The sequence below is a fragment of the Aeromonas sp. Y318-3 genome (genome assembly GCF_027706185.1).
GTDB classification, from domain to species: domain Bacteria; phylum Pseudomonadota; class Gammaproteobacteria; order Enterobacterales; family Aeromonadaceae; genus Aeromonas; species Aeromonas veronii.
Window position 1 is genome coordinate 273,049 of the sequence record NZ_JAPDCN010000003.1, and the last position, 26,802, is coordinate 299,850.

24 protein-coding genes and 1 tRNA gene are annotated in these 26,802 nt (G+C 60.2%); 7 read left to right on the top strand and 18 right to left on the bottom strand.

Annotated features, from left to right (window positions below):
- Nucleotides 1–58: 58 nt before the first annotated feature.
- The 14 genes from OKB77_RS05815 to OKB77_RS05880 all read right to left on the bottom strand — a co-directional run bounded on the left by OKB77_RS05815 (nucleotide 59) and on the right by OKB77_RS05880 (nucleotide 15,093).
- Complete coding sequence (locus tag OKB77_RS05815) at nucleotides 59–2,506, bottom strand: proprotein convertase P-domain-containing protein (RefSeq protein ID WP_270817116.1); 2,448 nt, start codon at nucleotides 2,504–2,506, stop codon at nucleotides 59–61.
- Nucleotides 2,503–4,509 (bottom strand): prolyl oligopeptidase family serine peptidase, encoded by a 2,007-nt coding sequence (locus OKB77_RS05820; RefSeq protein ID WP_270817117.1) that lies wholly within the window; start codon nucleotides 4,507–4,509, stop codon nucleotides 2,503–2,505. Before OKB77_RS05820 ends, OKB77_RS05815 begins: the two co-directional genes overlap by 4 nt.
- Complete coding sequence (locus OKB77_RS05825) at nucleotides 4,509–6,647, bottom strand: TonB-dependent hemoglobin/transferrin/lactoferrin family receptor (RefSeq protein WP_193859410.1); 2,139 nt, start codon at nucleotides 6,645–6,647, stop codon at nucleotides 4,509–4,511. The genes OKB77_RS05820 and OKB77_RS05825 overlap by 1 nt, the downstream gene beginning before the upstream one ends.
- A 162-nt stretch (nucleotides 6,648–6,809) precedes the next feature.
- Nucleotides 6,810–7,685: a flagellar motor protein MotB gene (locus tag OKB77_RS05830; protein ID WP_005351126.1), complete on the bottom strand. Its 876-nt coding sequence runs from the start codon at nucleotides 7,683–7,685 to the stop codon at nucleotides 6,810–6,812.
- On the bottom strand, nucleotides 7,663–8,421 hold the full coding sequence (locus OKB77_RS05835; RefSeq protein WP_042056089.1) for a flagellar motor protein: 759 nt from the start codon (nucleotides 8,419–8,421) through the stop codon (nucleotides 7,663–7,665). Before OKB77_RS05835 ends, OKB77_RS05830 begins: the two co-directional genes overlap by 23 nt.
- Nucleotides 8,422–8,803: 382 nt before the next feature.
- Nucleotides 8,804–8,891, bottom strand: a tRNA-Ser gene (locus tag OKB77_RS05840).
- 145 nt (nucleotides 8,892–9,036) lie between these two features.
- The gene (locus tag OKB77_RS05845) at nucleotides 9,037–9,654 is read right to left on the bottom strand and encodes a TPM domain-containing protein (RefSeq protein ID WP_058058422.1); all 618 of its coding nucleotides are present in this window, start codon (nucleotides 9,652–9,654) and stop codon (nucleotides 9,037–9,039) included.
- Between the two features lie 20 nt (nucleotides 9,655–9,674).
- A complete protein-coding gene (locus tag OKB77_RS05850) occupies nucleotides 9,675–10,400 on the bottom strand; it encodes a TPM domain-containing protein (protein ID WP_270817118.1) in 726 nt (241 codons plus the stop codon).
- Nucleotides 10,397–10,987, bottom strand: coding sequence for a LemA family protein (locus OKB77_RS05855; protein WP_005346564.1), 591 nt, complete (start codon nucleotides 10,985–10,987; stop codon nucleotides 10,397–10,399). Before OKB77_RS05855 ends, OKB77_RS05850 begins: the two co-directional genes overlap by 4 nt.
- 85 nt (nucleotides 10,988–11,072) lie before the next feature.
- Nucleotides 11,073–11,810, bottom strand: coding sequence for a penicillin-insensitive murein endopeptidase (mepA, locus tag OKB77_RS05860; RefSeq protein ID WP_216948442.1), 738 nt, complete (start codon nucleotides 11,808–11,810; stop codon nucleotides 11,073–11,075).
- On the bottom strand, nucleotides 11,804–12,709 hold the full coding sequence (locus OKB77_RS05865) for an amino acid ABC transporter permease (RefSeq protein ID WP_270817119.1): 906 nt from the start codon (nucleotides 12,707–12,709) through the stop codon (nucleotides 11,804–11,806). Before OKB77_RS05865 ends, mepA begins: the two co-directional genes overlap by 7 nt.
- Nucleotides 12,709–13,530, bottom strand: coding sequence for a transporter substrate-binding domain-containing protein (locus OKB77_RS05870; protein ID WP_270817120.1), 822 nt, complete (start codon nucleotides 13,528–13,530; stop codon nucleotides 12,709–12,711). The genes OKB77_RS05865 and OKB77_RS05870 overlap by 1 nt, the downstream gene beginning before the upstream one ends.
- 2 nt (nucleotides 13,531–13,532) lie before the next feature.
- A complete protein-coding gene (locus tag OKB77_RS05875) occupies nucleotides 13,533–14,330 on the bottom strand; it encodes an amino acid ABC transporter permease (RefSeq protein WP_270817121.1) in 798 nt (265 codons plus the stop codon).
- The gene (locus OKB77_RS05880) at nucleotides 14,323–15,093 is read right to left on the bottom strand and encodes an amino acid ABC transporter ATP-binding protein (protein WP_075115892.1); all 771 of its coding nucleotides are present in this window, start codon (nucleotides 15,091–15,093) and stop codon (nucleotides 14,323–14,325) included. The genes OKB77_RS05875 and OKB77_RS05880 overlap by 8 nt, the downstream gene beginning before the upstream one ends.
- Before the next feature lie 106 nt (nucleotides 15,094–15,199).
- On the opposite strand from OKB77_RS05880, the gene OKB77_RS05885 reads away from it, so the two are divergent.
- Nucleotides 15,200–15,742, top strand: a complete 543-nt coding sequence (locus OKB77_RS05885; RefSeq protein WP_270817122.1) for a hypothetical protein — start codon at nucleotides 15,200–15,202, stop codon at nucleotides 15,740–15,742.
- 216 nt (nucleotides 15,743–15,958) lie between these two features.
- Nucleotides 15,959–16,240, top strand: a complete 282-nt coding sequence (locus tag OKB77_RS05890; protein WP_005337180.1) for an RNA recognition motif domain-containing protein — start codon at nucleotides 15,959–15,961, stop codon at nucleotides 16,238–16,240.
- 71 nt (nucleotides 16,241–16,311) lie between these two features.
- Here OKB77_RS05890 and OKB77_RS05895 read toward each other — a convergent pair whose 3' ends face one another.
- Nucleotides 16,312–17,211: an aldo/keto reductase gene (locus OKB77_RS05895; protein WP_120414621.1), complete on the bottom strand. Its 900-nt coding sequence runs from the start codon at nucleotides 17,209–17,211 to the stop codon at nucleotides 16,312–16,314.
- A gap of 147 nt (nucleotides 17,212–17,358) precedes the next feature.
- Here OKB77_RS05895 and OKB77_RS05900 point away from each other — a divergent pair, with 147 nt between their 5' ends.
- The 3 genes from OKB77_RS05900 (at nucleotide 17,359) to ltaE (ending at nucleotide 19,687) form a co-directional block, all read left to right on the top strand.
- Complete coding sequence (locus tag OKB77_RS05900) at nucleotides 17,359–17,766, top strand: helix-turn-helix domain-containing protein (protein WP_005351138.1); 408 nt, start codon at nucleotides 17,359–17,361, stop codon at nucleotides 17,764–17,766.
- 87 nt (nucleotides 17,767–17,853) lie between these two features.
- On the top strand, nucleotides 17,854–18,555 hold the full coding sequence (locus OKB77_RS05905) for a short-chain dehydrogenase (RefSeq protein ID WP_247822968.1): 702 nt from the start codon (nucleotides 17,854–17,856) through the stop codon (nucleotides 18,553–18,555).
- 112 nt (nucleotides 18,556–18,667) lie between these two features.
- A complete protein-coding gene (gene ltaE / locus OKB77_RS05910) occupies nucleotides 18,668–19,687 on the top strand; it encodes a low-specificity L-threonine aldolase (protein WP_247822967.1) in 1,020 nt (339 codons plus the stop codon).
- Between the two features lie 89 nt (nucleotides 19,688–19,776).
- Here the strand turns inward: ltaE and OKB77_RS05915 are convergent, their stop codons facing one another.
- The 3 genes from OKB77_RS05915 to OKB77_RS05925 are packed head-to-tail and all read right to left on the bottom strand — an operon-like array spanning nucleotide 19,777 to nucleotide 22,232.
- Entirely contained in the window at nucleotides 19,777–20,208 is a 432-nt protein-coding gene (locus tag OKB77_RS05915) for a PAS domain-containing protein (RefSeq protein ID WP_005337175.1), read from the bottom strand.
- Between the two features lie 8 nt (nucleotides 20,209–20,216).
- A complete protein-coding gene (locus OKB77_RS05920; RefSeq protein ID WP_111901339.1) occupies nucleotides 20,217–21,239 on the bottom strand; it encodes a response regulator in 1,023 nt (340 codons plus the stop codon).
- A 54-nt stretch (nucleotides 21,240–21,293) separates the two neighbouring features.
- On the bottom strand, nucleotides 21,294–22,232 hold the full coding sequence (locus OKB77_RS05925; RefSeq protein WP_005337171.1) for a LysR family transcriptional regulator: 939 nt from the start codon (nucleotides 22,230–22,232) through the stop codon (nucleotides 21,294–21,296).
- A gap of 861 nt (nucleotides 22,233–23,093) precedes the next feature.
- Here OKB77_RS05925 and OKB77_RS05930 point away from each other — a divergent pair.
- Nucleotides 23,094–25,046, top strand: a complete 1,953-nt coding sequence (locus OKB77_RS05930; RefSeq protein ID WP_236324938.1) for a putative bifunctional diguanylate cyclase/phosphodiesterase — start codon at nucleotides 23,094–23,096, stop codon at nucleotides 25,044–25,046.
- Between the two features lie 143 nt (nucleotides 25,047–25,189).
- Nucleotides 25,190–26,755, top strand: a complete 1,566-nt coding sequence (locus OKB77_RS05935) for an AbgT family transporter (RefSeq protein ID WP_005351146.1) — start codon at nucleotides 25,190–25,192, stop codon at nucleotides 26,753–26,755.
- Nucleotides 26,756–26,802: the final 47 nt, after the last annotated feature.

Below are 26,802 nucleotides of genomic sequence, written 5' to 3' on the forward strand. Positions count from 1 at the left end.
TCACATTCCTTGATTCGGTCACAGGTTCACGGGGGCGGTAACCCCCGTGGTACAGGATTCAACGGCGCGGGGTGCTCCGACGCCAGAGGCGGGGCCAGAGGGCCAGCAACAGCTGCAGGGGGGAAGTCGTGCCGCCACCCCCTTCATCCTGCTCAAGGGGAATGATGCCGGTGTTGGGCAGGGCTTCATCCTTGTCGCAGCGGGCGCCGACTTGCTGGGCTACACGCCAGTTGCGCAACTGACCGGTGTCACCGGCGCTGGTGTCGTTGATCTCCAGCAGCCAGCGGCCAGCGAGCGGTTCGCCGTGCAGCTTATCCAGCGATTCGAACGGTACCAGTTCACGGGGGAACTCCCCCTTGAGCCGGGTATGGCTGGCGTAACCCTTGTTCCACAGGCTGATCCGGGTACCGTAAGGGGAGGTGAGCCAGATCTCCAGCTGCTCCAGCTTGCTGTGCTCCAGATCGAGGGCGACCACGAATCCGCTGTCGATGCGGGCCTTGCTCTCGGGCAGGGTGAGAGTGAAGCGGGACAGGCCGTGCCGCTCATCGCTCACCGCATCCTTGATCTGGCCACCCTGGCCGATGGCCCGCTGCCAGAGCGGTTCACCGATCGGCAGTTGCAGGTCAAGGCGGGTCTGGCGCTCGGTGGGGCTGGGCAGGGTGAGCTGGAACTGCAGCGGCAAGGTGACTGCCTCGCCACAGGTCAGGTTGCTCGCCGCTTCCAGCGGCAGGGTCCAGCGGGCAGTGCCATCGGCGTTGAGCTCTCCCTGCCAGTGACCGTCACCCATGAGTCCCTTGCTCGGGAGCAGGCTGGCGTCAGCCACGGTCAGGGGGCGGCCGCTCTGGTTGGTCAATTCGATGGCGAGGCTCTTTTTCTCCGCGGGCAGCAGGTAGCTGTCATCGGCAAGGCGGGCCGCGATGGGGGTGGGCAGCAGGGCGTGATGGCGGAAGGCCTGCTCCAGCAGCTTGCCATAGCTGCGATCCGGATAGAGGCGGTTGGCGGTATCCACGGTGACCCGCGCCAGCTGGGGCATCCGCACCTGCGGGCCGAGGCCGAAGTGGGATTCAATCAGCAGGGTATCGAACTCGTCACGGGCTACCTCGCCATATTGTTCAACGGCCTGGCGCAGCGCGGTGAAGAGCGGGGTGCCCCACAGCTGGTCGCCGTTGCTGCCGTTGATGGTGAGGTGAGCCGGATAGAGGAAGCCCGGATGATAGCGCGCCCGCAGATCATCGAGCTGACGGGGCGTTCGGCCGCTGATCCTGGCATCCCAGTTGAAGACCATGAAAGGCTCGAACTGGCGAGCCTCTGGACTACGCTGGCGCCAGCTGGCGGCCAGATAGTCGCTAAAGCCCTCGCCGATGGCGCCCCAGTCACCCTCTTCTCCCATGTCGGGCAGGATATGGTGCTGCACCGCATGGCCAAACTCGTGCCAGATCACCATGGGATCTTCCGCATCGGGTACCCCTATCCGGCCAATTTCCAACCGGCGCAGGAAGGGGTCATAGAGAGAGTTGTCCTGCTCCCCGGCATCGGTATCGATGGCCAGGGGGCCGCCCATCAGCGTCGGGTAGCCAAGGGATTCCACATGGCGCTGGGCCAGATCCAGATGGTAGTAGCCATTGACATCGAGGAAGGCGGGCTGCTGGTGATCCAGCTGGAAGCCATCGGCATCAGGGCTGCTAAAGGGGGCAGTTTCCGGCGCCGTGCCATCCACGACCCGCGCGCGTGGGCCATTTAGCTGGTAGGTGTCATCCACCTTTTGTACCGTGAGCGGCACGGTGCGATAGGCCCGGTTGTCCAGCACCAGATCGTGGCGCCACAGCAGGTTGCCATCTTGCAGCTGGGTGCGGGGATCGAGGGCAAAGATGCGGGCCTGCACCGTGGCCGCTTCCCCTGCCAGCGGGGCCGCTTCGGCACGGGTGCTGGCCTCTTGCAGCGTGCGCCCCAGCAGGGCGCTGCCATCGCAGGTGACAAACAGTTGCCAGTGGCTGCTTTTGCTGTTGCCCGGCTGGCTTTCCACCGCCAGCAGGCGCCAGGCCGCAGTCAGGGTGTCGCCATCCTGCCAGTACCAGGGCTGGGCTTCGTCACTGCCAGCGAATTTCCACACAGTACCATCCAGCGTGGCGGTATAGGCATCCACCCCGGCGCGGCTTGCTTCATCACATGGCGCCGCCTGTGCCTGCATCGGCCGGGTATTGTGATAAAGGCGCCACGGGCGACCCTGCTCATCGAGACTGACGGCGGCCATCAGGCCGGCGATCGGTGCGCCATTGAGTTGCTGGCGATAATGCAGATAGTGGCCCAGCTTGCCTTGGCGCTGATAGGCCGGGGCATCACTCAGGGTGACGCCGAGCTGCTGTTCGAGCCAGAGGCGGGGATCGGCCGGGGCGTCCTGTTCGACAAAACGCAGTTCGGCGGCCTGAGTGGAAAAGCCAGCCAGCCCCAGCAAGAGGGCGGGCAACAGGGGTTTCATAGTGGTACTCCCAATCAGCGGCAGGGTCATTGATTGATCCCCGCCAGATGCAACAAGAAGGCAAATTCACGAGCCCGATCGCCACCACCGGCGCGGTGGCCTCCCTCCAGTTCGGTCAGCAGCAGGTAGGGGCCGGAGCCCGTGCTGTGCTCCCGCAGGCGGGCCAGCCACTTGACCGGCTCCCAGTAGGGCACCTGGCTGTCGTGCAGGGCGGTAGTGACCAGCAGGGGCGGGTAGGGGGCGCGGTGCAGGTTGTCGTAGGGGCTGATGCGGCGCATCGCCTGATACTCTGCGGGCTTGGCCGGGTTGCCCCACTCCTGGTACTCCTGACGGGTCAAGGGGAGGGCGGGATCGCTCATGGTGCCGAGCATATCGACGAAGGGAACCTGCAACACGGCGCCGCTAAAGAGTGTCGGTTGCTGGTTTAGGGCCGCAGCAACCAGTGTGCCCCCCGCGCTGCCCCCCATGGCAAACAGGGGCAGGGGAGCAGAGTCGGGCGACCAGTGGCGCAGGGCGTTGCCGGCAGCGATAAAGTCGCTGATGCCGTTCTGCTTGTTGATGCCCCGTCCGTCGCGGGTCCACTGCTCCCCCAGCATGCCGCCGCCGCGCACATGGGCGATGGCGTAGACAAAGCCCCGATCCAGCAGGCTCAACAGCTCTTTCTGGTAGTAGGGGCGCATCGGCGTGCCATAGGCGCCATAGCCGTAGAGCAGTACGGCGCGAGGGGCCAGATCCTTGCGCCACACCAGCGAGACAGGCACCCGGGTGCCATCGGCAGAAGTGATCCAGCGCCGCTCGCTCTGATAGGGCAATGCTTTATTGTCTGCGGTGCGCTGGTCGTTGATCCACTGGCCGCTGGTCAAATCCAGCCAGCGTTGGCCGGGGGGCTGGCTCAAGCCCTGACTGCGCACCAGAATACGGTCGCTGGCCGGGTCATGTTCTCCTTGCAGCCAGCCGGTTCCGGCGCCACTGGCCAGCGGCAGGCGCTGGCGTTCATGGCCGTTGCGATCGAGGAGGGCGAGCCAATCCTCCCCCTGCTGGCGAAACTGCACCACCAGATGGCGATCAAACAGTCGCCACTTCTCGGGATCGCCGAGATCTTCCCCTTTGGCGGGCCACAGGCGCTGCCACTCATCGAGCGGCGTGCTGGCTGAATAGAGGGCAAACGCCCCTTCCCGGTTGCTCTTGATCACCCAGCCGGATTGACTGTCCAGATAGTATTCCACCCCGCGCTGGCGGGGTTTTATCTGCTGCGGCTTGCCCGAGTCGAGCAGGTATTGCTCCGAGCTGTCGTGGTTGTTGCCCTGCAACACCAGATGCTGGCCATCCGTGGTGCGATAGAGGCTGAGCAGCCAGGCGGGATCCTGCTCCTCATAGAGAGTCTGCTCCTGGCCATCCTGCCAGCCGCGCAACTGCCAGGGGCGCAGGGTGTAGCGCTCGTTGGCGATGGTGTAGAGGGTGCGACCATCTTGTGACCAGGCGAGATCGGCGCTGCGCTGCGTCAAACTGGCCAGCGCCTTGCCGCTCTGGAGATCGAGCAGGGTGACCTGATAGTCGAGATCGCCGCGCCTGTCTTCGGCGATGGCCAGCGTGCGGTTATCCGGGCTCAGAGCCCAGCCGCCCGCTTCGTAATAGCCCTCACCCGCTCTGGCGGGAAGCCGTTGCTGCACCTTGCCCCCGTGGCGTTGCCAGAGTGAGCCATCCGGGCGCAGCTGCCATGCCTGATCGCCGCGGACAAGCCAGTTGTCTGGCACAGATTCCCCCGCCGGATGGCGGGCAAACTCGGCGCGCAGGGTGGCTTCCAGTGGCTGCTGCGCGGCGAGCTGCTGCTCGCTCCAGCGATTTTGCTGCTTGAGCAGGGCGAGTATGGCCGGGTTGCTGCGGCTCTCGTCCCGCAACCAGAAGTAGGGATCCTGGCGTACGGGACTGCCCGAAATCAGGTGCGATTGGGACGGGATCGGCGGTGGCAGGGCCTCTTGCGCCCACGCCAATGGGGCGGCCAGCAGGGCCGCCATGATTGCATGATGCTTCATCACATCCCCACGAAACGGTAGCTGAGGCTGGCTGACAGGTAGCGGCCGCTCTGGCTGTAGAGGGAGGTGTCGCTGCCAGCCGGGAGTCCGGCCACATCCTGATAGCGGACGTAGCGGGTATCGAGCAGGTTGCCGATGGTGGCATTGACCTTTAGCGCTTCGGTGATCTGCCAGTCGCCGGTGAGATCCAGGCTGAACCAGCCTGCGCTGCTCTGGCAGGCACCGTTGTAGCCAGTCTGCGCATTGGCGCACTGGGGCACCTTGGTCATGGCGGCGGCATAGTTGCCACTGAGCTCAACCCCCCAGTCGAGCTGTTGCCAGCGCAGGGTGGTGTTGCCTTCCAGCGGTGTCTGGGTTCGCAGCGGCTCACCGCGGTGATCCTTGCCATCCATCCAGGCCAGATTGGTCGAAAGCTCCCACTCGTCGCTCAGCCAGAGGCTGGCGGCCAGCTCGGCGCCCCAGGTTTCTGCTTTGGCAACGTTGCGATATTGGCGCAGGAAGACACCGTCATCGAGGCGAAAACCGGTCTGGCGCCAGTCGATGAAGTTGTAGTAGCGGTTGTAGAAAACGGCCGGTTTGACGCTCCAGTTGTCGCTTTGGCCATTCACTCCCCACTCCAGACTGTGGCTGGTCTCCTCCTTGAGGTTGGGGTTGGCAATGATCTCGAACGGCGGCATGGCAAAGTAGTGAGGAATGTTGCCGTAAACCTGATCGTAAGCGGGGGCGCGGAAGCCGTTGGCATAGCTGAGCCAGCTGCGCCATGTCTCGTTGAAGCGATAACTGGCCGCCACACTGGGGGAGATGTGGTCGCTGTGGTTCTCGGCCAGATTGCTGTCCGGTGCGCGCAGGCGCTGGCGGTCAAAGCGCAGGGTCGGGGTAAACTGCCAGTTGCCCAGATCGATCACATCGCTCAGCCAGATGCCATCGCGGCGGGTCTCGGCCTTGCTGAAGGGGGCTTTCTGTCCCTGGGTGGTGATGCCATCTTCCAGGGTCAGATTGCTGACCGGCCGCTCGTGGTTGGCCTGCTCCAGCTCCACACCGTAGCTGAAGGTGTGATCCAGCGAGCCGGTGCTCAGCTTGCTCTGCAACTCCAGCTCGCTGCCAAGGCGCAGCTCCTCAAATGTGGAGAGGGTGCGCTGGCTGCGATATCTGGGATAGCCGCTCAGGGCATCGTTGCGCAGCAGCTGGCGCTGGTTGGCTTCGTTGCGTGACTGGTTGCCAAACAGGCTCCAGTTGAGGGTATCGACCATGCCCAGATCGTTGGCTTCCCAACTGAACTTGCCGCCCTGGGTGCGCTGATCGCCATCTTCCTGAAAACCGACCACATCCCAGCTGCCATCGGGTTGGGGCACCGCCTTTGGGCCCATCTGGCGTTTGGCGTGATCCTCGTAGTAGTCCAGCTCCAGCCGCAGAGCGTGATGGGCATTGAGGGGGAGGCGGCTGCTGGTGGAGGCACTCATGCCATCCAGATCCGCCGGAATACGGTTCTCCTCAAAGTTGGCGGTTTCGTTGCCGCGCCAGCCGGAGAGACGCAACAGATGTTCGCTCTCCAGTGCCCGTACCGCGCCGGTCATGCTGAGCTTCTTCTTGTTGCTGTCGCCACCGTAGAGGGTTTTGGCCGCCAGATAGCTATCTTGCTGTTGCAGATAATCTTCCGGCTGCTTGGTATTCATCACCACGGTGCCGCCGATGGCATCGGAGCCATGCAGGGAGGAGCCGGCCCCCTTGGCCACCTCAATCTGCTTGATGTCATCAAGGTCGAAGTTGAAGCGACCCACCTTGTCATTGATGTTGTCGGCGCCAAAGCCGTCGCTGACGCGCACCCCATCCTTGATCAGCAGGATACGGTTGCCACCGATGCCGCGCACGCTGATGTTTTGCGGTCGCCCGGCAGAGCCGGTGACCGAGACACCGGGGATCTTGCGAAACACATGAGTCAGCTCGCTGGCGACCTGACGGTCCAGCTCTTCCTGGGTGATGACGGTGATGGAGCCGGAAACATCGGAGAGTTTCTGTTGTACCCGTTGCCCGGTGACAATGATGGTGTCGTCGCTGCGAGCCTTCTCCACAGGGGGGAGATCGGCCGCGCCAGCGGAGGCACACAAGAGTGCCGGCCATGCCTGAAGCAGTTTGTTCATAATGATAATTGTTTTTATTTAAGCCTGAGGGGCGGCATTATTGCAGAGGCCTGACCACTTGACAATAAATAGCAATCATTATCATTAAGATCTTATGATGTTGATATTATTGAGCTATTTGTTTTTAAAAAGAGGCTCCCACGCGAGGCAGGAGCGGGGGGATCAGGGCTTGAGCAGTTGCAGCGACTCTTCTGCGGCCTTGCCTTGAGAGAGGGTGATATCGACCCGGCGATTCGCCTGGCGATGTTCAGGGGTGTCATTGGCAAAGCGGGGTTGAGTGTCGGCAACCCCCTGAGCGATGACTCGTCTGGCATCCAGCTGGGGATTGGTCAGCATGGTCTGCACGATGGAAGAGGCCCGCAGCACCGAGAGCTCCCAGTTGTTGCGATAGAGCTCCACCGGCGCCTGGGAGTTGTCGGTATGACCGGTGACCACGACCTGCCCCGGGATGTTGGCCAAAATGCCGGCGATCTTGTTGACCAGCGGGATGAACTGGGGCTGCAGGAACGCCGAATCGGCGGGGAACAGCGCCTTCTCGCCGATGCGGATCACCAGCTGACTGCCAAGCTGCTCGACCTCCAGATCCTTCGATTCAATCTGGGCCTTTAGCTGCTGCTCCAGCTTCTGCTTGGTCACCTGCACCCACTCCTGCTCCTGGGTCTTGTGGGGCCAGGCTTCGGTGGCGCTTGGTTTTTCCGAGGCACCTATGGTCTCGTTGAAGGGGTCCGATGCCGCCATGGGGGCATCTTTCTCCAGCACAGTCTCCTCTTTCGGGCTGCTCGGCGTAGTTTTTGATTCTGGCTCGAGAATCCCTGTGCCCCCCTGCATCAAAGGTGAGCCGGCAGGCGGGGAGATGAGGCCGATTTTACCCAGCGACTCGATAAAGCCCTGGATAAGCACCCGGGTTTCGGACTGCTTTGCCATGGCAAAGGAGTAGAGCACCACAAACAGGGCGAACAGCAGGGTCATGAAGTCGGCATAGGAGACCAGCCAGCGTTCGTGGTTCTCCGGTGCTTCAGCCTTTTTCTTTTTGGCCACCGTGACCTCCCAGATAAGGTTCGAGGGTAACTTGCAGGCGTGCCTGGGATTCGCCATCCACGATGCAGAGAATGCCGGTCAGGGTCATCTCCTTGTAGTGGCGGATCTGGTGGGCAAACCCCTTGTAGCGGTTGCCGAACGGCAAGAAGATCAGGTTGGCGGCGGATACCCCGTAGATGGTGGCGATAAAGGCCACCGCGATGGCACCGCCCAGCTTGTCGGGGGCATCCAGCAGACCCATGGCGTGGATCAGGCCAAACACCGCACCGACGATCCCCATGGTCGGGCAGTAGCCGCCCATGGCTTCGTAGAATTTGACCGTCTGTTCGAGATCTTCCTGTTCAAATTCGATCTCGTTCTCCAGCACCTCGTGTATCTTGGTTTTCTCGTAACCATCAACCATCATCTGCACCCCTTTCTTCAGGAAGGGATCCTTGATCTCGTCGATCATCCCTTCCAGCGCCAGCATGCCGCTGCGGCGGGCGTTGCCTGCCAGGGTCTCCAGTAACTGGGCCTGTTCATGCATATCGAGCTTGAGGGGGGAGAGCAGCCATTTGAAACGCTTCATGGTGCTGCCGACGACGGAGAAGGGGAACTGGGTCAGCGCAGCACCTATGGTACCGCCGATCACGATAAGAAATGCGGGCAGATCGAGCAGTGCGCTGGGATGACCACCCTCGATCATGTTGCCGCCAAGGATGGCGATCAACGCCAGTACCAAGCCAATCAAGCTCATTTTTTACACATCCCTGCATGTTGATAATCGCTAGTGTAGCTACTTAAGTATCAGTTTTTCAAAATGATATCCAATCGCTGAGCAATTAATGGGCGCTGGGTAACGTCCATAAAAGAAGGCGTGTTGCGGCCATAAGATGGCATTGCAATCATCTTGTTGCTCCTGTTGTGACAGGAAGGAACGCTTGTCGGGTGGGGCAATCACAAAAGCAAGCTAGGGGGCGGGAGCTGGCAATACGAAAAGCAGTGATGTTCCATCAGTGCTTTGCAAACCGGGGGATGAGTGCGTGGATGATCTGCCACTGCGTGGCTCTGGCTCACTTGTCGGCATAGGTGTTTGCCGGAAAGCAAAAAACCGACCCTGAGGTCGGTTTTTTTAGATTTGGCGGTGAGGGAGGGATTCGAACCCTCGATACGTTGCCGTATACACACTTTCCAGGCGTGCTCCTTCAGCCACTCGGACACCTCACCAAATTTTCGTTCGCTGCGCTGTTGCGCTGGAACGGGGCGTAATTTAGGGGAAAGGACTGTGTGGGTCAACCTCTTTTCCCCTTATTTTTCATAATCTTTTCCGAATGCCTAACGCTTGCGCAGAATGCCGGTTTTTTAAACCGGATCAGGGCTTGTCGAGGATGATCAGGCTGTCCGGCAGCTCGTTTTGATCCCGGGTGGCTGGGAAGGCATCGGTCAGAATGGCGCTAACGCGCTCCACGCACTCCAGAAAACCCTGTTCGATCTCCCTGTTGCGCACTCGCGCCACGAAGTCGTCGATGATCTCCTGCCACTGGCCGTTGTCGATATGCTGGGCGATGCCGTCATCCACCAGTATTTCTACATAGTGCTCGGCGGCTGAGACGAAGATCAGCACCCCGAGCCGGTCGCGGGTGCGGTGCAGCCCTTGCTCGACAAATTGCAGGCGAGCCATCAGGGCCGCCCGGTGCTGGCGAACCTTCTTCGGGATGAGCCGCATCTTGATGGGGGTCCAGTGGAACAGCAGGCTCAGCAGCAGCCAGACCGACCACTGCACCAGCAGGATTTCGTACCAGCCTAGCCAGAAGCCGAGCTGGAACACCAGCAGCGGGGTGAGCATCGCCAGCAGCGCCGCCCAGAGGGTGGGAATGTAGCGATAGCCATCGCTGGCCGGGGCCAGCACGGTGACCAGTTCAGCATCAGTCTCTAGCTCCGCTTCGCGCACCTTGGCCTGAAGCGTGTGGAAGAACTGTTTAGAAATCATGATTTGTCTCTTTACTCCTGTTACCAGCCACCGGAGGCTCCGCCGCCGCCAAAACTGCCGCCGCCACCGCTGAATCCGCCGCCGGAGCGACCACCAAAGGAGCCGGCACCCAATCCACCAGCCATATAGGCCGACCGACGTCGTCCTCCTGGCCCACCGCCACCACCGCCGCGCAGGTTGTGGAGCACGATCATCGCAATCACCACCAGAATAAACAGCCAAGGGCCGCCACCGTTGTCACTCTTTGGCTGCTCGACCGGCTGATACTCTCCGGCGAGTGCCTTCATGATGCTCTGGCTGCCCGCCATGATCCCGGCCACCATATCGCCGCGCTTGAAGGCGGGAAGGATGCGGCCATGGATGATGTTGGCGGCGATGGCGTCGGGCAGGGCGCCTTCCAATCCATAGCCTACCTCGATCCGCACCTTGCGCTCATCCTGGGCGATCAGCAACAGCACGCCATTGTTTTTGCCTTTCTGGCCGATCCCCCAGTGGCGACCGAGCTGGTAGCCGTACTCCTCGATGGTCTCCCCATCGAGGCTGTCGACGGAGACCACCACCAGCTGGATACCGCTGCGCTTTTCAAAGGCGGCCAGCTGTTGGGTCAGTTGATGGGCCTGTTTGCGGGACATCAGACTGGCTTCATCCACCACCCGTCCGCTCAGCGTCGGGAAGTCCGGTGCCGCTTGCAGGGCACTGGCCCAGAGCAGCAGACAGGGAAGAAACCAGCGCAGTATCATCTTCATTGGAAGCTGACCTTGGGCGCCTCATCGGCTCCGGGTTTGGCACTGAAACTGGGTTTGGCTTCCAGATCCGAGTAGAGCAACTTGGACCAGATAACGCCGGGGAAGGTGCGGATCTCGGTATTGAACTGGCGTACCGCTTCGATATAGTCGCGGCGAGCCACCGAGATGCGGTTCTCGGTTCCTTCCAGTTGGGCCTGCAGGGCAAGGAACTGCTGATCCGCTTTCAGCTCGGGGTAGCGCTCTACCACCACCATCAGGCGAGAGAGGGCGCTGGAGAGCTGGTTCTGCGCCGCTTCAAACTCCTTGAGCTGGGCAGGATCGCTCACCTGCACGCTGCCGACCCGGGCACGGGCATCGGTGACCGCCTTTAGGGTCTCCTGCTCATGGCTGGCGTAGCCCTTGACGGTGGCGACCAGATTGGGAATGAGGTCGGCGCGGCGCTGATACTGGTTCTCCACCTGCCCCCAGCTTGCTTTAACCTGCTCGTCCAGGGTCGGAATATTGTTCATGCCGCAGCCGGTCAGGCCGAGCAGCAGGGTCAGGGTCAACAGGCTCTGCGTGGTTCTGCGCCAGAGTGATGTGGCCATCTTGTTGTTCTCCTTTGGTATTTCGAGTCGATAGTGCGCCATGGATGGTGTACGACCAAGAGTGCACCACCATACCAGCTTGGGGTCAGTTGCCACAACGCGCAGGTAGCTCGGGTCGCTTGTTGATGCCGGATACCTTGGGCAGCTGGGGCTTGTCTTTTAGCCAGGATGCCAGCTCTTCCCCACAGCCATTGCCGGGCGGAATGGGAGCCTGGGGTTCACAATCGGGGCTGCCCACCGGGCAGCGCAGCCGCACGTGGAAGTGGCTGAAGTGGCCCACCCAGGGGCGTAGCTTGGCGACCCAGGGCTCGTTACCAGCCTGTTGGCAGACCGCGGATTTGATCACCGGATTGACGAAGATGCGGGCCACCTCGGGTTTGCTGGCCGCAAGCCGCAGCAGGGTGAGCTGCTGGGGGCCAAAGCGGCCCGGCAACATTTTGTAGCTGGGTTCGTCGATCAGTGCCCACTCCTTGGGGGCATCCTGCTCCCATTTGCTGATGGGGCGGTTGGCCATGCGAAACCAGATATCGGCATCAAGGCCAGTCTGGTGGCTGCGATGGCCGGAGGTAAAGGGGCCGCCACGGGCCATCGCCAGATCGGCGATATAGAGATCCGGCAGCCCGGCCATGTGGGTCTGGTTGGCCAGCGATTGCAGGTAGTGGATAAGGTCGGGGTGGCCGTAGTAGCGCAGCCGTTTGGTGCGGATCACCTGATAACCCGGCCCTTCGAGGGGCAGGGATACGCCGTTTTTCAGGCAACCGGCGGCATAACCACCGATGGCTTCCGCTTGCAATACAGTCGCCAGCAACAGGGACGTCAGCATGTGCGTGCTCCTTGTCTTGCTTCGAGTCGGCTCAGCAATACGAACAGACTCAAACATATAAATAAATAGGCTGCGGCTACCAGCAGCCAGATCTCGTAGACCAGTCCGCTGGAGTTGGCCATCTCGGTGCCGACAAACGTGAGCTCCTGTACCGAGATAAGCGAAACGATGGCGGTATCCTTCACCAGCGCAATGAGCTGGCCGGTGAGGGGGGGGAGCATCAGCAACATGGCCTGCGGCAGGATCACATGGCGCAGCCGCACCCAGGGGGAGAGCCCGAGGCTCTGCGCCGCCTCCCACTGGCCACGGGGGATGGCGGCCAGCCCGGCGCGGACGATCTCGGCGACGAAGGCTGCGCTGATCATGCCAACGCAAAGGGTGCCTGAGATGAGGTTCTCCCAGCGGGCAGGGGGGCCAAACAGCGCCTCTTGCCACGGGGAGAGTGATACGGTGCCGAGCCAGCGGGAGAGGCCGCTCGCAGGCAGCAGCTGGTTGGCGATAAAGAAGTAGAAGATGAAGATAAAGACCAGCGGCGGCAGATTGCGGATCAGCTGGATAAACAGGGTCGCGGGCATCACCAGCCAGTGGCGGCGGCTGAAGGCGGCTACCCCCAGCGCAGTGCCGAGCAGCAGCGCCAGCACCATGCCGAGCAGGGCGATGCGCAAGGTGGTGAGCAGACCGCTGAAAAAGTAGGGCAACTCGCCGTGAGGGCCAGGGGTGAACAGCAGATCGAAGGCCTCATGCCAGCGCCACTGATAGGCTACCCCGATGTGCAAGCGGCTGGCCAGCCAGAGGCCAGCCAGCAGCAGGATCAGGGCGATCGCCCCATCCAGCCAGTTGATGTTCCGACATGGCCCACGGACGATGCGTCGGATGGTCTCTTTTAGAGCAATCAGCATCAGGGGTTGGCGACCTGCGCTTCCCAGGCCAGCGACTTGAACCAGTAGTCATGGCGCGCCTTGAGCCAGCCATCGGCCTGACGGGCGGCGATCCACTCGTTGAACTGCTCAGCCAGGGCATCATCCCCCTTGCGCAGGGCAAAGCCTTCATCGCCTTGTGCCAACGGCTCGGCAAACGGCATAAAGAGGGCATCCGGGTGGCGCAGCGCCTCTTGCTCGGGTTTCGGGGAAGATGAGAGGGCGCCGTGGGCGCGGCCGTTCAGCACCTCCTGAAATATCTGTGACTCGTCATCAAACTGGCGCAGGGTGGCCTTGGGGAAGTGTTCTTTTGCCACCTGTACCGGTGAGGCGCCACGACGTACCGCCAGGATCACCCCGCGCTGGTTGAAGTCCGCCACGGTTTTCTTCTCTTTGGCCATGGCGCTGGAGGCGGCCAGCTGCACCCCCGAGTGGGAGTAGGCCTGGGTGAAACGCACGCTCTTCTCCCGCTCGGGGGTGATGGTGAGGCCGCCGATGATGACGTCATACTTTTTCGCCAACAGGGAGGGGATGATGCCATCCCAGGCGGTAGGCACGAACTCTACCTGCCAGCCGTTATCTGTGGCGAGGCGACGGGCCACGTCAATCTCGAAACCGATCAGGGCCCCCTGCTTGTCGCGCATCGCCCAGGGGGCGAAGGTGGACATGCCGACCCGCAGGGTACCGCTCTGCTCGATCTGTGCCTGGGTGTCGGAGGGGGCAGTTTGTGCCAGTGCCGGAGTGAGCAGGCTTGTCAGTAGCAGGGCAGCGCCCGACAGGGTGGTCTTGAATGACAGCTTCATGGTTAGCGTCCTTGTTGATCCGGATTCAGGTGACGGGCCAGCGCCCGCGAACAGGCTGACAGCGTCAGGGTTAACAGCAAATAGAGGGCAGCTACGGTAAACCACACCTCAAAGGTCAGAAACGTATCGGCAACCAGAGTACGCCCTTCGTTGGTCAGATCGAAGATGGCGATCACACTCACCAGCGCCGAATGTTTGATAAGGGAGACCAGCTCGTTGGTCAGCGGCGGCAAGGTGATGCGCACCAGCTGGGGCAGGATCACCTTGCGCAGGGTGATGGTTCGCGACAAGCCAAGCGACTGGGCCGCCTCCCACTGTCCTTTGGGAATGGCCTGTACACCTGCACGCAAGACCTCGGCGGTGAAGGCACCCTGATAGAGGGAGAGGCTCAACACGGCGCAGGCAAGGGGGGCCAATCCCAGCATGGGGCCAAGCAAGAAATAGAGAATATAGAGTTGCACCAGCTGGGGCGTGGTGCGCACCAGCGCCAGATAGGCGATGGCGAGCCAGGGGCCGAGCCGGGAGGGAAGCTGCCGCAGGCTAACCACGCACACACCGACCGCCATCGTGCCCAGCAGACTGAGCAGCGCCACCTGCAAAGTGACCAGCAGGCCGTTTAGCAAGGGGCCGGCATAAAAGGTTCCCTCATCCCATTCGCCGAGAAAGGGCAACACCCGCGGCCACTGCCACTCATAGCCCATCTGGCGAGCGCCGCTATAGAGCGCCCAGCCCAGTAGCGCAGAGAGCATCACAGTGCCTGACAACCAGCCGAACAGGCGGGGACGATTGAGCCTAGCCATGATAGCTGAGCACCTGTTCGAGGAAGGCCCGGGTGCGCGGGTGCCGAGGGGCGTTGAACAGCTGGGCGGGCGGGGCCGACTCGATGATCTTGCCCTCGTCCATAAAGAGCACCCGATCCGCCACCTGACGGGCAAAGCCCATCTCGTGGGTAACGCAGATCAGGGTCATCCCCTCGTCAGCCAGCTCGCGGATCACATCGAGCACTTCGCGGATCATCTCGGGGTCGAGGGCGGAGGTGGGCTCGTCAAACAGCATCAGCTCGGGTTGCATGCAGAGGGAGCGGGCGATGGCGACCCGCTGCTGCTGGCCGCCGGAGAGCTGGTGTGGGTACTTGTCGGCCTGTGCCTGAATGCGCACCCGCTCGAGCAGCCCGAGCGCCCGGGCTTTGGCCTCCTGAGGGCGCAACCCCAGGGTATGCACCGGCGCCACCATCAGGTTTTCCAGCACCGTCATATGGGGGAAGAGGTTGAATTGCTGAAACACCATGCCAACCCGACCTTGCAGGCGGCGCAGGTAGGAAGGGGTCACCGGCTCGCCAAACAGGAACAGTTGGCCGTCGTCGATCCCCTCCAGCCCGTTGATGGTGCGGATCAGGGTCGATTTTCCCGAGCCTGACGGGCCACAGATAACCCACTTCTCTCCCCGTTCAATGGTGAGATCGATGTGATGAAGAGCCTGAAAGTCGCCATAGAATTTGTCGACGCCACAAAAGCGCACACAGGGTTGCGAGCTGGTCAAGAAGCGGGTTCCACTGAGAATCATTTACGCCATGGTATTGATTTTATAGGGGGATGACAAAGAAAACCCCCTTGTCAGCATCCTGATGGCTATTCACAATGGCGCCATTTCGTGATGACAGGAGCTTTTCATGCGTATTACATCCTTGCTTGCCGGTTCGCAGGTGCAGCTGTTGATGCCGCCAGCGGTTCGCTATCGCTGCGTCATTTTTTTGCTGTTGCTGGTGAGTTGGGGCGTGGTGGTGGCCTCCTTGTGGGATGGCTGGGGTGCCATGGCGCTGCTCAACTGGGTAGGCGTGGTCTTTGGTGGCATCACTGGGATCATGGTGTCGCTGCCCCGCAGCTGGCAGCCCTGGCGCCTGGCGGAGCTGGGGTGGGATGAACAGCATATCTATCTGCTCAATGGGAATAAGGATGAAGCGCTGGCACTGCCCCGCAGTCAGTTGGTGGCGCTCGAACGAGAGAGGCGAGTGGGTCACGACGGCCAGTGGCTCGACTTCAGCCTCGATCTGCAACTGAGTGAAGAGGAGCTGGCGGCGGCCATGACCTTGCTGGATCTCAAGGCGGGGGAGCTCCATCTGGTGAGCCCGTCTGTCTATCGCTTCGGCTTTAAACGGGCCTGGCACGGTCGCCGGATGCTGGCACAACGGTTGTCAGATCTGCAATCGGCCTGAGTCGACTATTTTCTCGACAATTCCCGGCAAAGCTCAGATACTGCCAGTGACTCGAATTGATCTTGTCTGCACTGTTAACCCAAGAGATCAATCACTTGACGACAGTGTGGAGAAGGCCACGGCATGAAGCCATGGCAGGTCCGGCATAGGGGTTGTGCCCTTACCGTTATGCTGGGAATTGCATAGAGAAGGCACCTTGAATCGAGAGTGGATGGCATGAAGATTTACGTAGGAAATCTGTCGTACCGGATGACGGCCGACGAACTGAAAACCCTGTTCAGCCAGTTTGGACAGGTCGACAAGGTTGATATCATCATCGACCGCGATACCGGCCAGTCAAAGGGGTTTGGTTTTATTGAAATGCCGGTCAATGGTGATGCCGAAAAGGCCATCGCTGGTCTGCATGGCACTGAAGTCGGTGGCCGTACCATCACCGTCAACCAGGCCAAACCGAAGACAGATGCTCCCCGTGGTCGCCCGCAACAGCGCCACCGCTAAGGTGCCTCGGCAATAAAAAAACGGCATGGGTTTCCCCCATGCCGTTTTTGTTTCTGGACGTTTTGCTGTTATCAGGGGACGTCGTAACCGAGCGCCGCCTTGCGGATGCGGAACCACTGCTGGCGATTGAGGACGATGGATTCGGTGGCCACGGCGGCAGCAATCCGCTCTCGTTTGCCGGAGCCAATCAATGGCAGCGGCTGGCTTGGCAGCATCATTACCCAGGCGTAGACCACCTGCTCGATAGTCTGGGCGCCCACTTCCTGACGGACCTGCTCCAGTTCGGCACGCAGCGGGGCATAGGCGTCATCGCTGAACAGTCGGCCGCCGCCGAGACATGACCAGGCCATCGGCTTGATGCCAAGCTGCTGGCACTGATCCAGGGTGCCATCGAGGGTCCCCTCCTGATGGAGCGGCGAGATCTCCAGCTGGTTGGTGACCAGAGGGAAGGGGAGGCGCGATTGCAGTAGCTCGAACTGACGGGCGGTGAAGTTGGATACCCCGGCGTGTTTGATCTTGCCCGCCTGTTTCAGGGTGATAAAGGCGTCGGCCACTTCATCTGCGTTCATCAGGGGATCCGGGCGGTGGATCAGCAGCAGGTCCAGATGGTCGGTGCCGAGCTTGCGCAGCGAGGCCTCGGCGCTGGCGATGATATGGTCCTTGCCGGTGTTGTAGTGGTTGAGAGCATGCTCCGGCTTGGCGGTGAGGGCGATACCGCACTTGGTGACGATCTCCATCCGGCTGCGCAGGGAAGGCTCGAGGCGCAGGGCGTGACCAAAGGCCTCTTCGCACTGGTAGCCACCATAGATATCGGCGTGATCGATGGTGGTGACCCCCAGATCCAGATGATATTTCATCAGATCGAGCAGAGCGGCCGGAGAGAGCTGCCACTCCATCAGGCGCCAGTAACCCATGATGAGGCGAGAGAAGGTGGGACCTTGCGGATGCAGGGCGACACGGGATACAGACATGGTTGACTCCTTGAAAAACACGATGCGAAAACGATGTGCAACATAGATGACTGCGGGCATCTTGGCCTCATGTGGCTGGCAAAGCAATAATGGGCAGTGGCATGATTCGAACTTTGGTTCTGACCGCAGAGTAGGGGAGAGAGTTGGATGGAAGGATTTGCCGAGCGCTTGCAGAGCCTGATCGGGGAGATGAGCGTGAGCGCGTTTGCCCGCAAGGTGGGGCTCAGTGAAGCGCTGATCCGCAAATATTTGAAGGGGGCCGAGCCTGGCCTGGCGCGGGCCAACCAGATCGCCATGGGGGCCAACTGCTCGCTGGAGTGGCTGGCAACTGGCTGCGGTTATCTCTACCGTCAGGCGGAAGTGGTAGACAGGGAGGCGCTGGCAGCGGCGCAGCTACTGCTGGGCGAGCAGCAACCCGGGGTTGGGCTGCCCGATGAGGAGGCTCTGGTCACCCTGCTCGCCTATTACCAGTTTTTGCGCACCCACAAGAAAGCGGACGGTTTTCTCGACTTGGCGCTGGCGCGGGAGTTTGGTCGCCATCTGGGGGAAGCGTGATGAGGGGCATATTACCCTTTGGTCGTGTCACGGCCGGTTGATTATTCTGATACGCTCTAAGCAAGATAACTCTCCATGGAATGGGCGATGAGCTACTTGATCCTCGGAAGTGGTGCGCTGGGCTCGGCGCTGGCAAAAGAGCTGATGGCAAGGGAGGAGTCCTTCCTTCTGGCCGGGCGCACCTATCCAAAAGGGATCGAGATGGGGGCTTTCTTCCCGCTGCAAGAGGTGGACGCCATCTCGTTCGACGCCCTGTTTACCCTCTACGATACCGATCCGCTCCCCACAGTTGTGATCAACACCATCGGCCTGTTGCACGATGTCAGCTTTATGCCAGAGCGGCGGGTCGAAGAGGTGCACCCCAAGTGGCTGTGCGACAGCCTGCTGGCCAATGCCTGGCCAACACTGGCGCTGGCTGCCCGTTTCAGTCGGTTGATGGGCAGTGACCATCCGCTGTGGCTCTGTGCCATCTCTGATCTGGCGGGCTCCATCACCGCCAATCTGGAGGGGGGGCGTTACAGCTACCGGATGAGCAAGGCGGCCCTCGACATGGGGGTGAAAACGCTGGCCCTCGAGTGGGCGCAACGTTTCCCGCAAGCAGGGGTGGTGGCCGTTGCGCCCGGCTTGATGGACTCCCCGATGAATACCCCCTTTCTGAGCGAGTTGCCTGCGGAGCAATTGCAGGAGCCTGCCGAGGTGGCGGTGAAGCTGCTCAATCTCATCAAGGGGTTATCGTTGACCCAATCGGGTCAGCTACTGGATCTCAACGGTCAGCCGCTGCCTTGGTAGATCCCGCCAGCGGGTTCTATGGACGTCTATTGGCTTCACATTCTGCTCATGCGCCCCTTGCCAAGCGAGGGGCGCATGGCTAACGTCACTCTCCTGTTTCAGGAGGGATCTCATGCGCTATATCGATTTACGAAGTGACACCGTCACCCAGCCTACTGACGCCATGCGTCAAGCCATGCTCCACGCCGAAGTCGGTGACGATGTCTATGGTGAAGATCCGGGCGTCAACGCGCTGGAGGCCTTTGGGGCCAGATTGCTGGGCAAACAGGCGGCGCTGTTTGTGCCGTCCGGCACCATGTCCAATCTGTTGGCGGTGATGAGCCACTGTCAGCGCGGTGAGGGTGCCATCCTCGGCAACGCCGCTCACATCTATCGCTATGAAGCGCAGGGGAGTGCCGTGCTGGGCTCCGTAGCCCTGCAACCCTTGCCGATGCAGCGCGATGGCACACTGGCATTCGATGATATCAGGGCCGCGCTGGCCCCTGATGATGCCCACTTCGTCCAGACTCGCCTGATCTGCCTTGAGAACACCCACAACGGCAAGGTGCTGCCGCTCTCCTATCTGCAGGAGATGGGGGCATTTGTTGCTGAACGTGGTTTGAAGCTCCATCTCGATGGCGCACGGCTCTTTAACGCCGCCGTGGCCAGCGAGACCCCGGTCGAGGTGATCGCCGCTCCATTTGATAGCATCTCGATTTGTCTCTCCAAGGGGTTGGGGGCACCGGTGGGCTCGCTGCTGGTGGGCAGCCACGATTTCATCGCCCGTGCGCGCCGCCTACGCAAGATGCTGGGAGGTGGCATGCGTCAGGCGGGGATTCTGGCGCAAGCCGGTCTGTTTGCCCTCGAGCAGCATGTGACCCGCCTGGCCGATGATCACCGCCGTGCCAAACGGCTGGCCGAAGGGTTGGCTGCACTGCCGGGCATCGAGCTCGACCTCTCGCTGGTGCAGAGCAACATGGTGTTCCTGCGGCTGCGTGAGGGGGAATCGGCCTCTCTGCTGGCCTTTATGAAGGAGCGGGGGATCCTCTTCTCCGGTTACGGCGAGCTGCGGCTGGTGACCCATCTGCAAATCAACGATGACGATATTGAAGAGGTGATCGACGCCTTCACCGAGTATCTCGGGGCGCGTTGAGACGGCTGGTCAAGTAGAGGTTATGCCAAGACTTGTTCATACCGAAATAACAGAGGGCGCCGCGGCGCCCTCTGTTATTTGCTGAAAGCTCAAGCCTGCCGCTGGCCGCTCATCAGCATGGCCTCATCGGTGGCATCGTAGATCATCACCGCGATGTGGGTCACCTGACCGCCGAAATCGGCCAGTGGCACCAGCGTCAGGTTCTGGAACATGTGGGGGGCCGAGCCGGTAATGGGGCGGTAGTTGGAGAAACGCAGCAGATAGGGCTTCTGCTCCCAGGTGCTGAAGGCGCGGTTGTTGAGTTTGAAGACCATGTTGGCCTTGCGTTCGAACCAGGCTCTGTCCACATCGGGGAAGAGCTCGAACAGTACGCCATCGCGCACGTCACTGGCCAGTCGGCCGCTGTGGCTCTCCATAAAGCCGTTCCACACCTGAACCTTGTACTCCTTGTCGAGCACTACCAGGCCTACGTCCAGGTTCTGGACTATGTTCATCAACCAATGAAATTCACGGATTTCCATAGTCACTCCTAGAGCATGTGCATGATTTTGTTGTTCATGGTGGCGATGGAATCTTCGGTAAACAGCAGCAGCAGATCACACTGCACCGCGTAATCCTGGATCCGGTAGTTGATCTCGATGGCGAGCGTGCGGCGCCAGCGACTCTTGTTGGTGTTGATCAGCTCGTTGATGGGTCTGTGCTGGCCGAGCACCACCGGGTGCCCCTGACTGAAGGGGGTGTCGAGCTGGTTGGCGTAGCCGCGCAGGAAGGCGCCGATCAGCACGTTGGCGGTATCCATCAACAGCTCCAGTTCGGCGGTGCGATCCAGCGTCCCCTGATGGTTCATCAGCTTGGCCAAATCTTTGAAGCTGGAGTCATGGAACAGGATCAGCGCTTCCCCCGCGATCCCTGCGCCAATAAAGCCCTGGCAGACGGCGGAGAGGGTATCTGAATCCGCAGCAGCCGAGAGGGCCATATGCAACTCTGATACTTCCAGCACGTTGACGTTGGGGATGGGCAGTACCACGAAGGCGTTGAGCAGACGAGCCAGCAAGTCGGCGGCCTGACCCATGGAGACGTTGGCCAGCTCCTGATAGACATCGCGGATTTCGGGGGTGATCTTGACGCCTGCATCGGCTACCACGCCGCTTGTCAGCTGCTCGGGGGCGCTTGGTTGACCGCTCGGGGCGGCACTCCAGAAATCATGCTTTTTGAGCAGGGCGAGCAGGGTTTCGGGGGCTGCGGGTTTCTTGATGAAATCGAGCGCCCCCAGCCCCATGACCCGTTGATAGGCCTCTGGTTGGATATCCCCGGAGACCACGATCACCTTGTTGCGCAGACCCTCCCGTTGGAGGGTCTCCAGCACGCCGTAACCGTCCATTTCCGGCATGGTCAGATCGAGGAAGATGAGATCGCCATGACCCATCAGCACCTGTTCGATCCCTTCGAGACCATTGGCTGCGTAGTGCAAATCGACTTTCCAGTCGGCCGGGAGCGCCCGCGCCAGCTGTTTGCGGGCGAACCCGGAGTCATCACATATCAATACATTCATGGCGTTAGGCAGGCTCTGTTGGCAAGGGATGCTATAAGTGTGGCCCGCTAACGGTCAGATGCAATGGGTGAGGCTATCACCTTGTGAAAATTGGTTGTCCCACTGCCGATTGCGATAGCGTGCTGAGTATTTTTCAACAAATTCAACGAACATCTTAACACGCAACGGAGCGAACTGGTGCTGGCAACACAACATGTAGAAGGGGCGATTGCCGGTTTGCCAGTCGGTCAGTACCGGCACCAGCTGCTCGTCATGGAGGAAGCTGCTCAGATAGTGCAGCGGGGCGTTGACGATCCCCAGATGACGTCGGGCTGCGCGTACCGCGGCCTGGGTCTGGTTGACGGTCAGTTTGGCGCTGCGTTTGATGCAGACGCTCTGGCCATCCTTGTCGGTCAGCTGCCAGTGCTGGTGAGGCCAGCAGTAGATGAGGTCATGCTCTTCCAGCTGGTTGGGATGGGAGGGGGTGCCCTTTTTGGTCAAATAGAGTGGTGAGGCAAACAGACCGTACTCGATATGGCCGAGACAGATCGCATTGGGCAGCGACTGGGGCAGCTCACCGTTGAAGAACACCAGATCCCGATCATTGTCGAACAGGTGCTGGTGATCATTAGTCTGGGTGATATCGAACTGTACCTCGGGATAGTGCAGCCCGAATTCGGCCAGCATATCGATGAGGATGGTGTTGGAGAGTGCGATCGGCGCAGCTATCCGGATAAGCCCGGTGATGTCGGCCTCTTGACCCTGGATCTCGCTGGTGGCCTGCTCGATTTGTGCGAGTGGCGTGCAGAGACGTTCGTAGTATCTGAGGCCATCATCGGTCAGGCGGAGCTTGCGGGTAGAGCGATGTAGCAGGGAGCAACCCAGTTGCTCTTCCAGCTGGGAAATGCGTCGACTGATGGTGCCTGTTGGCATGCCCAGTGCGGCTGCAGCGTGGGAGAATCCTCCCTCTTGCACCACCTTGACGAACAGGTAGAACTCTTCGATGTGCTTCATAAACGCTGTTCTGGGTGTAACAAGGGGGCAACCATAAAAAGAGCGTTCCGGGTTGGCAAGGGTAATTCAGCGTTTAATTGATCTGGATTCGATTTCTGTTGATACCAGTTATCCACCCGCCTGTCATCTCAGTTTCCCCGAGCTGGTGATTATTTCGGCACGATGCCAAATGGTACTGCGGCAGTGATGCTTGCCATATACCCTGATTTGTTCTGCTATAACCGCGGGCGAAGGCCGATATTGCAACCTGATGGAAGGGCGCAGGGTTGCTCTGTGTGCTCAGCCGGGGTGGTTTTCCATCCCCAGCCAATGTGATGCAGATCATATATTCTGGTTTTTCTCATTGCCTGTTGAAAAATGAATTTGGGGTATATCAATTCCGCCTTAGTGAACTATTTTTGTCCGTTTTGGCGTTTTTTTGGCTGTTTATCCATCCGCTTGGTTAATTAATGGAAGCTTTGTGACAGAGAGTGATGACTATTTCCGCCATTGATTTAAATGTTAATAACAAATTTGTCGCAGCAAATATGCAATTGCTCTTTCAAGGTCTCGAGTGGATAGCTCTTAGTGCTTGTTTTTACTGGGGAAAAAAGTTAAAAATCGACTATATGATTTGCCTGGATTAACAGGGTCCTTGGCTGAGTCCTTTGTAGTATCGCCGTACAGGCTGCCCTGTTGTTGATATCTGAAATAGTTTTGTCCGCTCTTGGCTATGTGAAAAGGGATAATGGCCGAGAGGTATTTGCACCTTGCATTCTGCAGCTAGCGGTTTGCCAGATCTGTTTTCCGGTTAACCAGTGACCATCCAGCATGAATGACCTTGACCAGATGAATACGCTTGACGAACGGTTACTGAAGACGATGGATGTTCTGCATACCCCGATCTGGGTTTATGACATCGAGCATCACCATATTTTCTGGGCAAACAGCGCCGCGCTCTCCGTGTGGGAGGCGACGTCTCTCGACGAACTCTGCTCCCGCGACTTCTCTGCCGATATGGCAACCGCCATCGATCTGCTGCTGCAGCGCTATCTGGGTGATTTTCAGCAGGGGCGCAGTTATAACGAGTGGTGGACCCTCTCCCCAAAGGGGGTCAAGAAGCAGATCTATCTGCGCCTTTCCGGTATTCAACTGGCTGGCCGTCTGATGATGATGACCGAAGCGGTGCTCGACTCCGATACCCTCTATCAGGAGTCCTCGCTGGCAACCGGCGATACCTTGGCCTGCCTGTTCGATAGCCATGGTGTGTTCGAGAGTGGCAATTATCACTTCGAAATGTGTTTTGGCCACCAGATCGCCAAGCTCTCCCAGGTTTTCTCCGGCAATGATGACAGCTTCTACCAGAAGCTCTCCCGTCTCGATGAAGTGGTGACCGAGGGGGAGTGCCGCACCCTCAAGGGGATGCGCTGGTTCCAGTATCAGTTCCGCTATATCCAGCAAGGAGCACGGATCCTGCTCACCATGCGGGATATTACCGATCGCAAACTCGAAGAGCTGGAGCATCGCCACCTCGCCTGGCACGACTCCCTGACCGGCCTGCTCAATCGCTATGGCTTGATGAAATCCCTTGAGGCCTATTGCGGGCTGGGGGAGCGTTTCGCGTTGGTGTTCATGGATTTGGACAACTTCAAGCTGGTCAACGACAACTACGGCCACAAGGCGGGAGATCGCTTGCTGGAGCGGGTCGCCGGTCGCCTCAAACAGATTTGCCCGCGGGATGTGGAGCTGGCTCGCCTAGGTGGCGATGAATTCACAGCACTGGTGCCGCTGGGCAATCAGGGGGATCGGGCGCAAGAGGTGGCCGATCAGATGCTCTCCCAGATGACCAAGCCGCTGCAACTGAGCGGGCTGCCGGAGGTGACCATCGGTGGCAGTATCGGTATCGCCATCTATCCAGATGATGCGGATGACGGGGACAACCTTATCACCCGTGCCGATATGGCCATGTATCAGGCCAAGCAGATGGGGCGGCTGCGCTGGCAGCGTTTCACCCCCAGCATGCAACAGACCCTGCAGCGCAAGCTCAATCTCAAACAGTTTCTGGCCAAGGCCATCGGCCGTCAGGAGCTGAGCCTCTGTTACCAGCCGCAGGTCGATGCCGCCAAACGGCGTCTGATCGGTTACGAGGCGCTGCTGCGCTGGTACAACCCGGTGCTCGGCCATGTCTCGCCGGTGGAATTTATCCCGCTGGCCGAAGAGATGGGGCTGATCCGCGAGATCGGCAGCTGGGTGCTCTCCACCGCGTTGGCACAGGTAGCCAGCTGGCAGAAGCGCTTCCAGCAGCGGGTGCCGGTCTCCGTCAACCTCTCCGGTTTCCAGCTCTCGTCGGCGTTGCCCGGGCAAGTTCGCCAGCAGCTGGAGCTGCACGGGGTGGATGCCTCCCTGTTGACGCTGGAGCTGACCGAAACCGTGCTGATGCTCGATATGAAGGGGTGCCTCGGCATTCTCGACGATTTGAGCGAGCAGGGGATCAAGATTGCCATCGACGATTTCGGTACCGGCTACTCCTCGCTGGCCTATCTCAACCGGTTGCCGATCAACAACATCAAGCTGGATCGCTCCTTCGTGGTCGGCCTCAACTTGCCGGTGATCCGGGCGACTGCGGCCATGGCCACCAATCTGGGATTGGGGATCATGGCGGAAGGGGTAGAGGAGCCTCACGAGCTGGCCGCCCTGCAGACCCAGGGGTGCCATGTGTTCCAGGGATATTTGTTCAGCAAGCCGCTGACTGTGGCGCAAGTCGAGGCGAGCGGTTTCGTGGTGGAGTGCCAGGTTGGGCGTTATCCACTGCTAGATGCCGTGATGGCAGAGTAACAAGTGTGCGTTAGGCCACAACTTGGGATTTTATTCCGCAATATTTAATCAAAATTAATCATTCTTTTGCGATCGGTCATGAGACGGATTGGCTGGAGTTGCTAGCATGCGACCTCGTTTCTAGGGAAAGGAGTATCGCAATAATGAGTCATGCTGCTGTCAATGACCGTCCGGCCAGCCCTCCCAAAGGTTGGCTGAACCGTTTCCTCAATGGCGTCGAGAAAGCCGGGAACAAATTACCCGACCCCGCCATGCTGTTCCTCTACGCCTTGCTGATCGTCTGGGTCGGCTCCTGGGTGTTGTCACAATTCCAGTTTGATCTGGTCAACCCCCGTACCGGGGAGGCGGTAGTGGTCAACAACCTGCTGACCGGTGCCGGTCTGGCCGAGTTTCTCTCTACCATGGTCACGACCTTTACCGGCTTTGCCCCGCTGGGAATCGTGCTGGTGGCCATGCTCGGGGTCGGGGTGGCCGAGCAGTCCGGTTTTATCAATACCGGTCTGAAAAAGTTGCTCAAAGTGACGCCTGCCCGTTTTCTCACTCCCATGCTGATCCTGGTAGCGATCGTCAGCCACACCGCCGCAGATGCGGGTTATGTGCTGGTGATCCCCATCGGTGGCATCATCTTCCACGCTGCCGGACGCCATCCGCTGGCGGGGATCGCCGCTGCCTTTGCCGGCGTTTCCGGCGGTTTTGCCGCCAACTTCCTGCCCTCCGGCGGGGATGCGTTGCTGCAGGGTTTTACCCAGTCCGCCGCTCAATTGCTCGATCCTGACTACATGGTCAACACCCTGTGCAACATCATCTTTACCGGTGCATCTTCGTTGCTGATCATCTGCGTCGGCTGGTTCATCACCGAAAAGGTGGTGGAGCCGCGCCTCAAGCATGTGGCGCTCAACGAGGATCTGGAGAGTGCCGACGAGATGGGGCGCTACAGCGCGCAAGAGAGCCGGGCCTTCAACTGGGCCGGGTTTGCCATGCTGGCGGCTATCGTGCTGCTGGCGCTGGCGCTCTCCCCGAGCGATTCACCGCTGCGTGCTGCCGATGGCTCGCTGACCACCTTCGCCGCGCCGGTGATGAAGTCCATTGTGCCGCTCATCTTCCTGCTCTTTATCCTGCCCGGGATTGTCTACGGCTTTGTCGCAGGCAGCTTCAAGAGTGGCAAGGATGTGATCGATGCCATGTCGGCCACCATGAACAAGATGGGCTCCTACATGGTGATGGCCTTCTTCTGCGCGCTCTTTATCAAGGCGTTTGGTGACTCCAATCTGGGCACCCTGCTGGCCCTCTCCGGTGCCGAAGTGCTCCATGCGCTGGCGCTGCCCGGTGAGGTGACTATCGTCGGGATGATCCTGCTGACCGCCAGCGTCAATCTGGTGGTGGGGTCGGCTTCGGCCAAGTGGGCGCTGATCAGCCCGATCCTGGTACCCATGCTGATGGCGGTGGGGATCTCCCCCGAGCTGACCCAGGCGGCCTATCGGGTCGGGGATTCTGCTTCCAATATCATTACCCCGCTGATGGTCTTCTTCCCGCTGGTGGTGGTCTATTGCCAGCAGTATGTAAAGAGCACCGGGATCGGTACTCTGGTCTCCATGATGCTGCCCTACTCGCTGGCCTTCCTGGTGAGCTGGACGATTTTCCTGCTGCTCTACTGGGCGCTCGGCTTCCCGCTCGGGTTGCAAGCCCCTTACGTCTATCCGGCCCCTTAAGCTGGGTGTGCGAGGGAGCCTTGGGCTCCCTCGTTTTTTTCGCTATG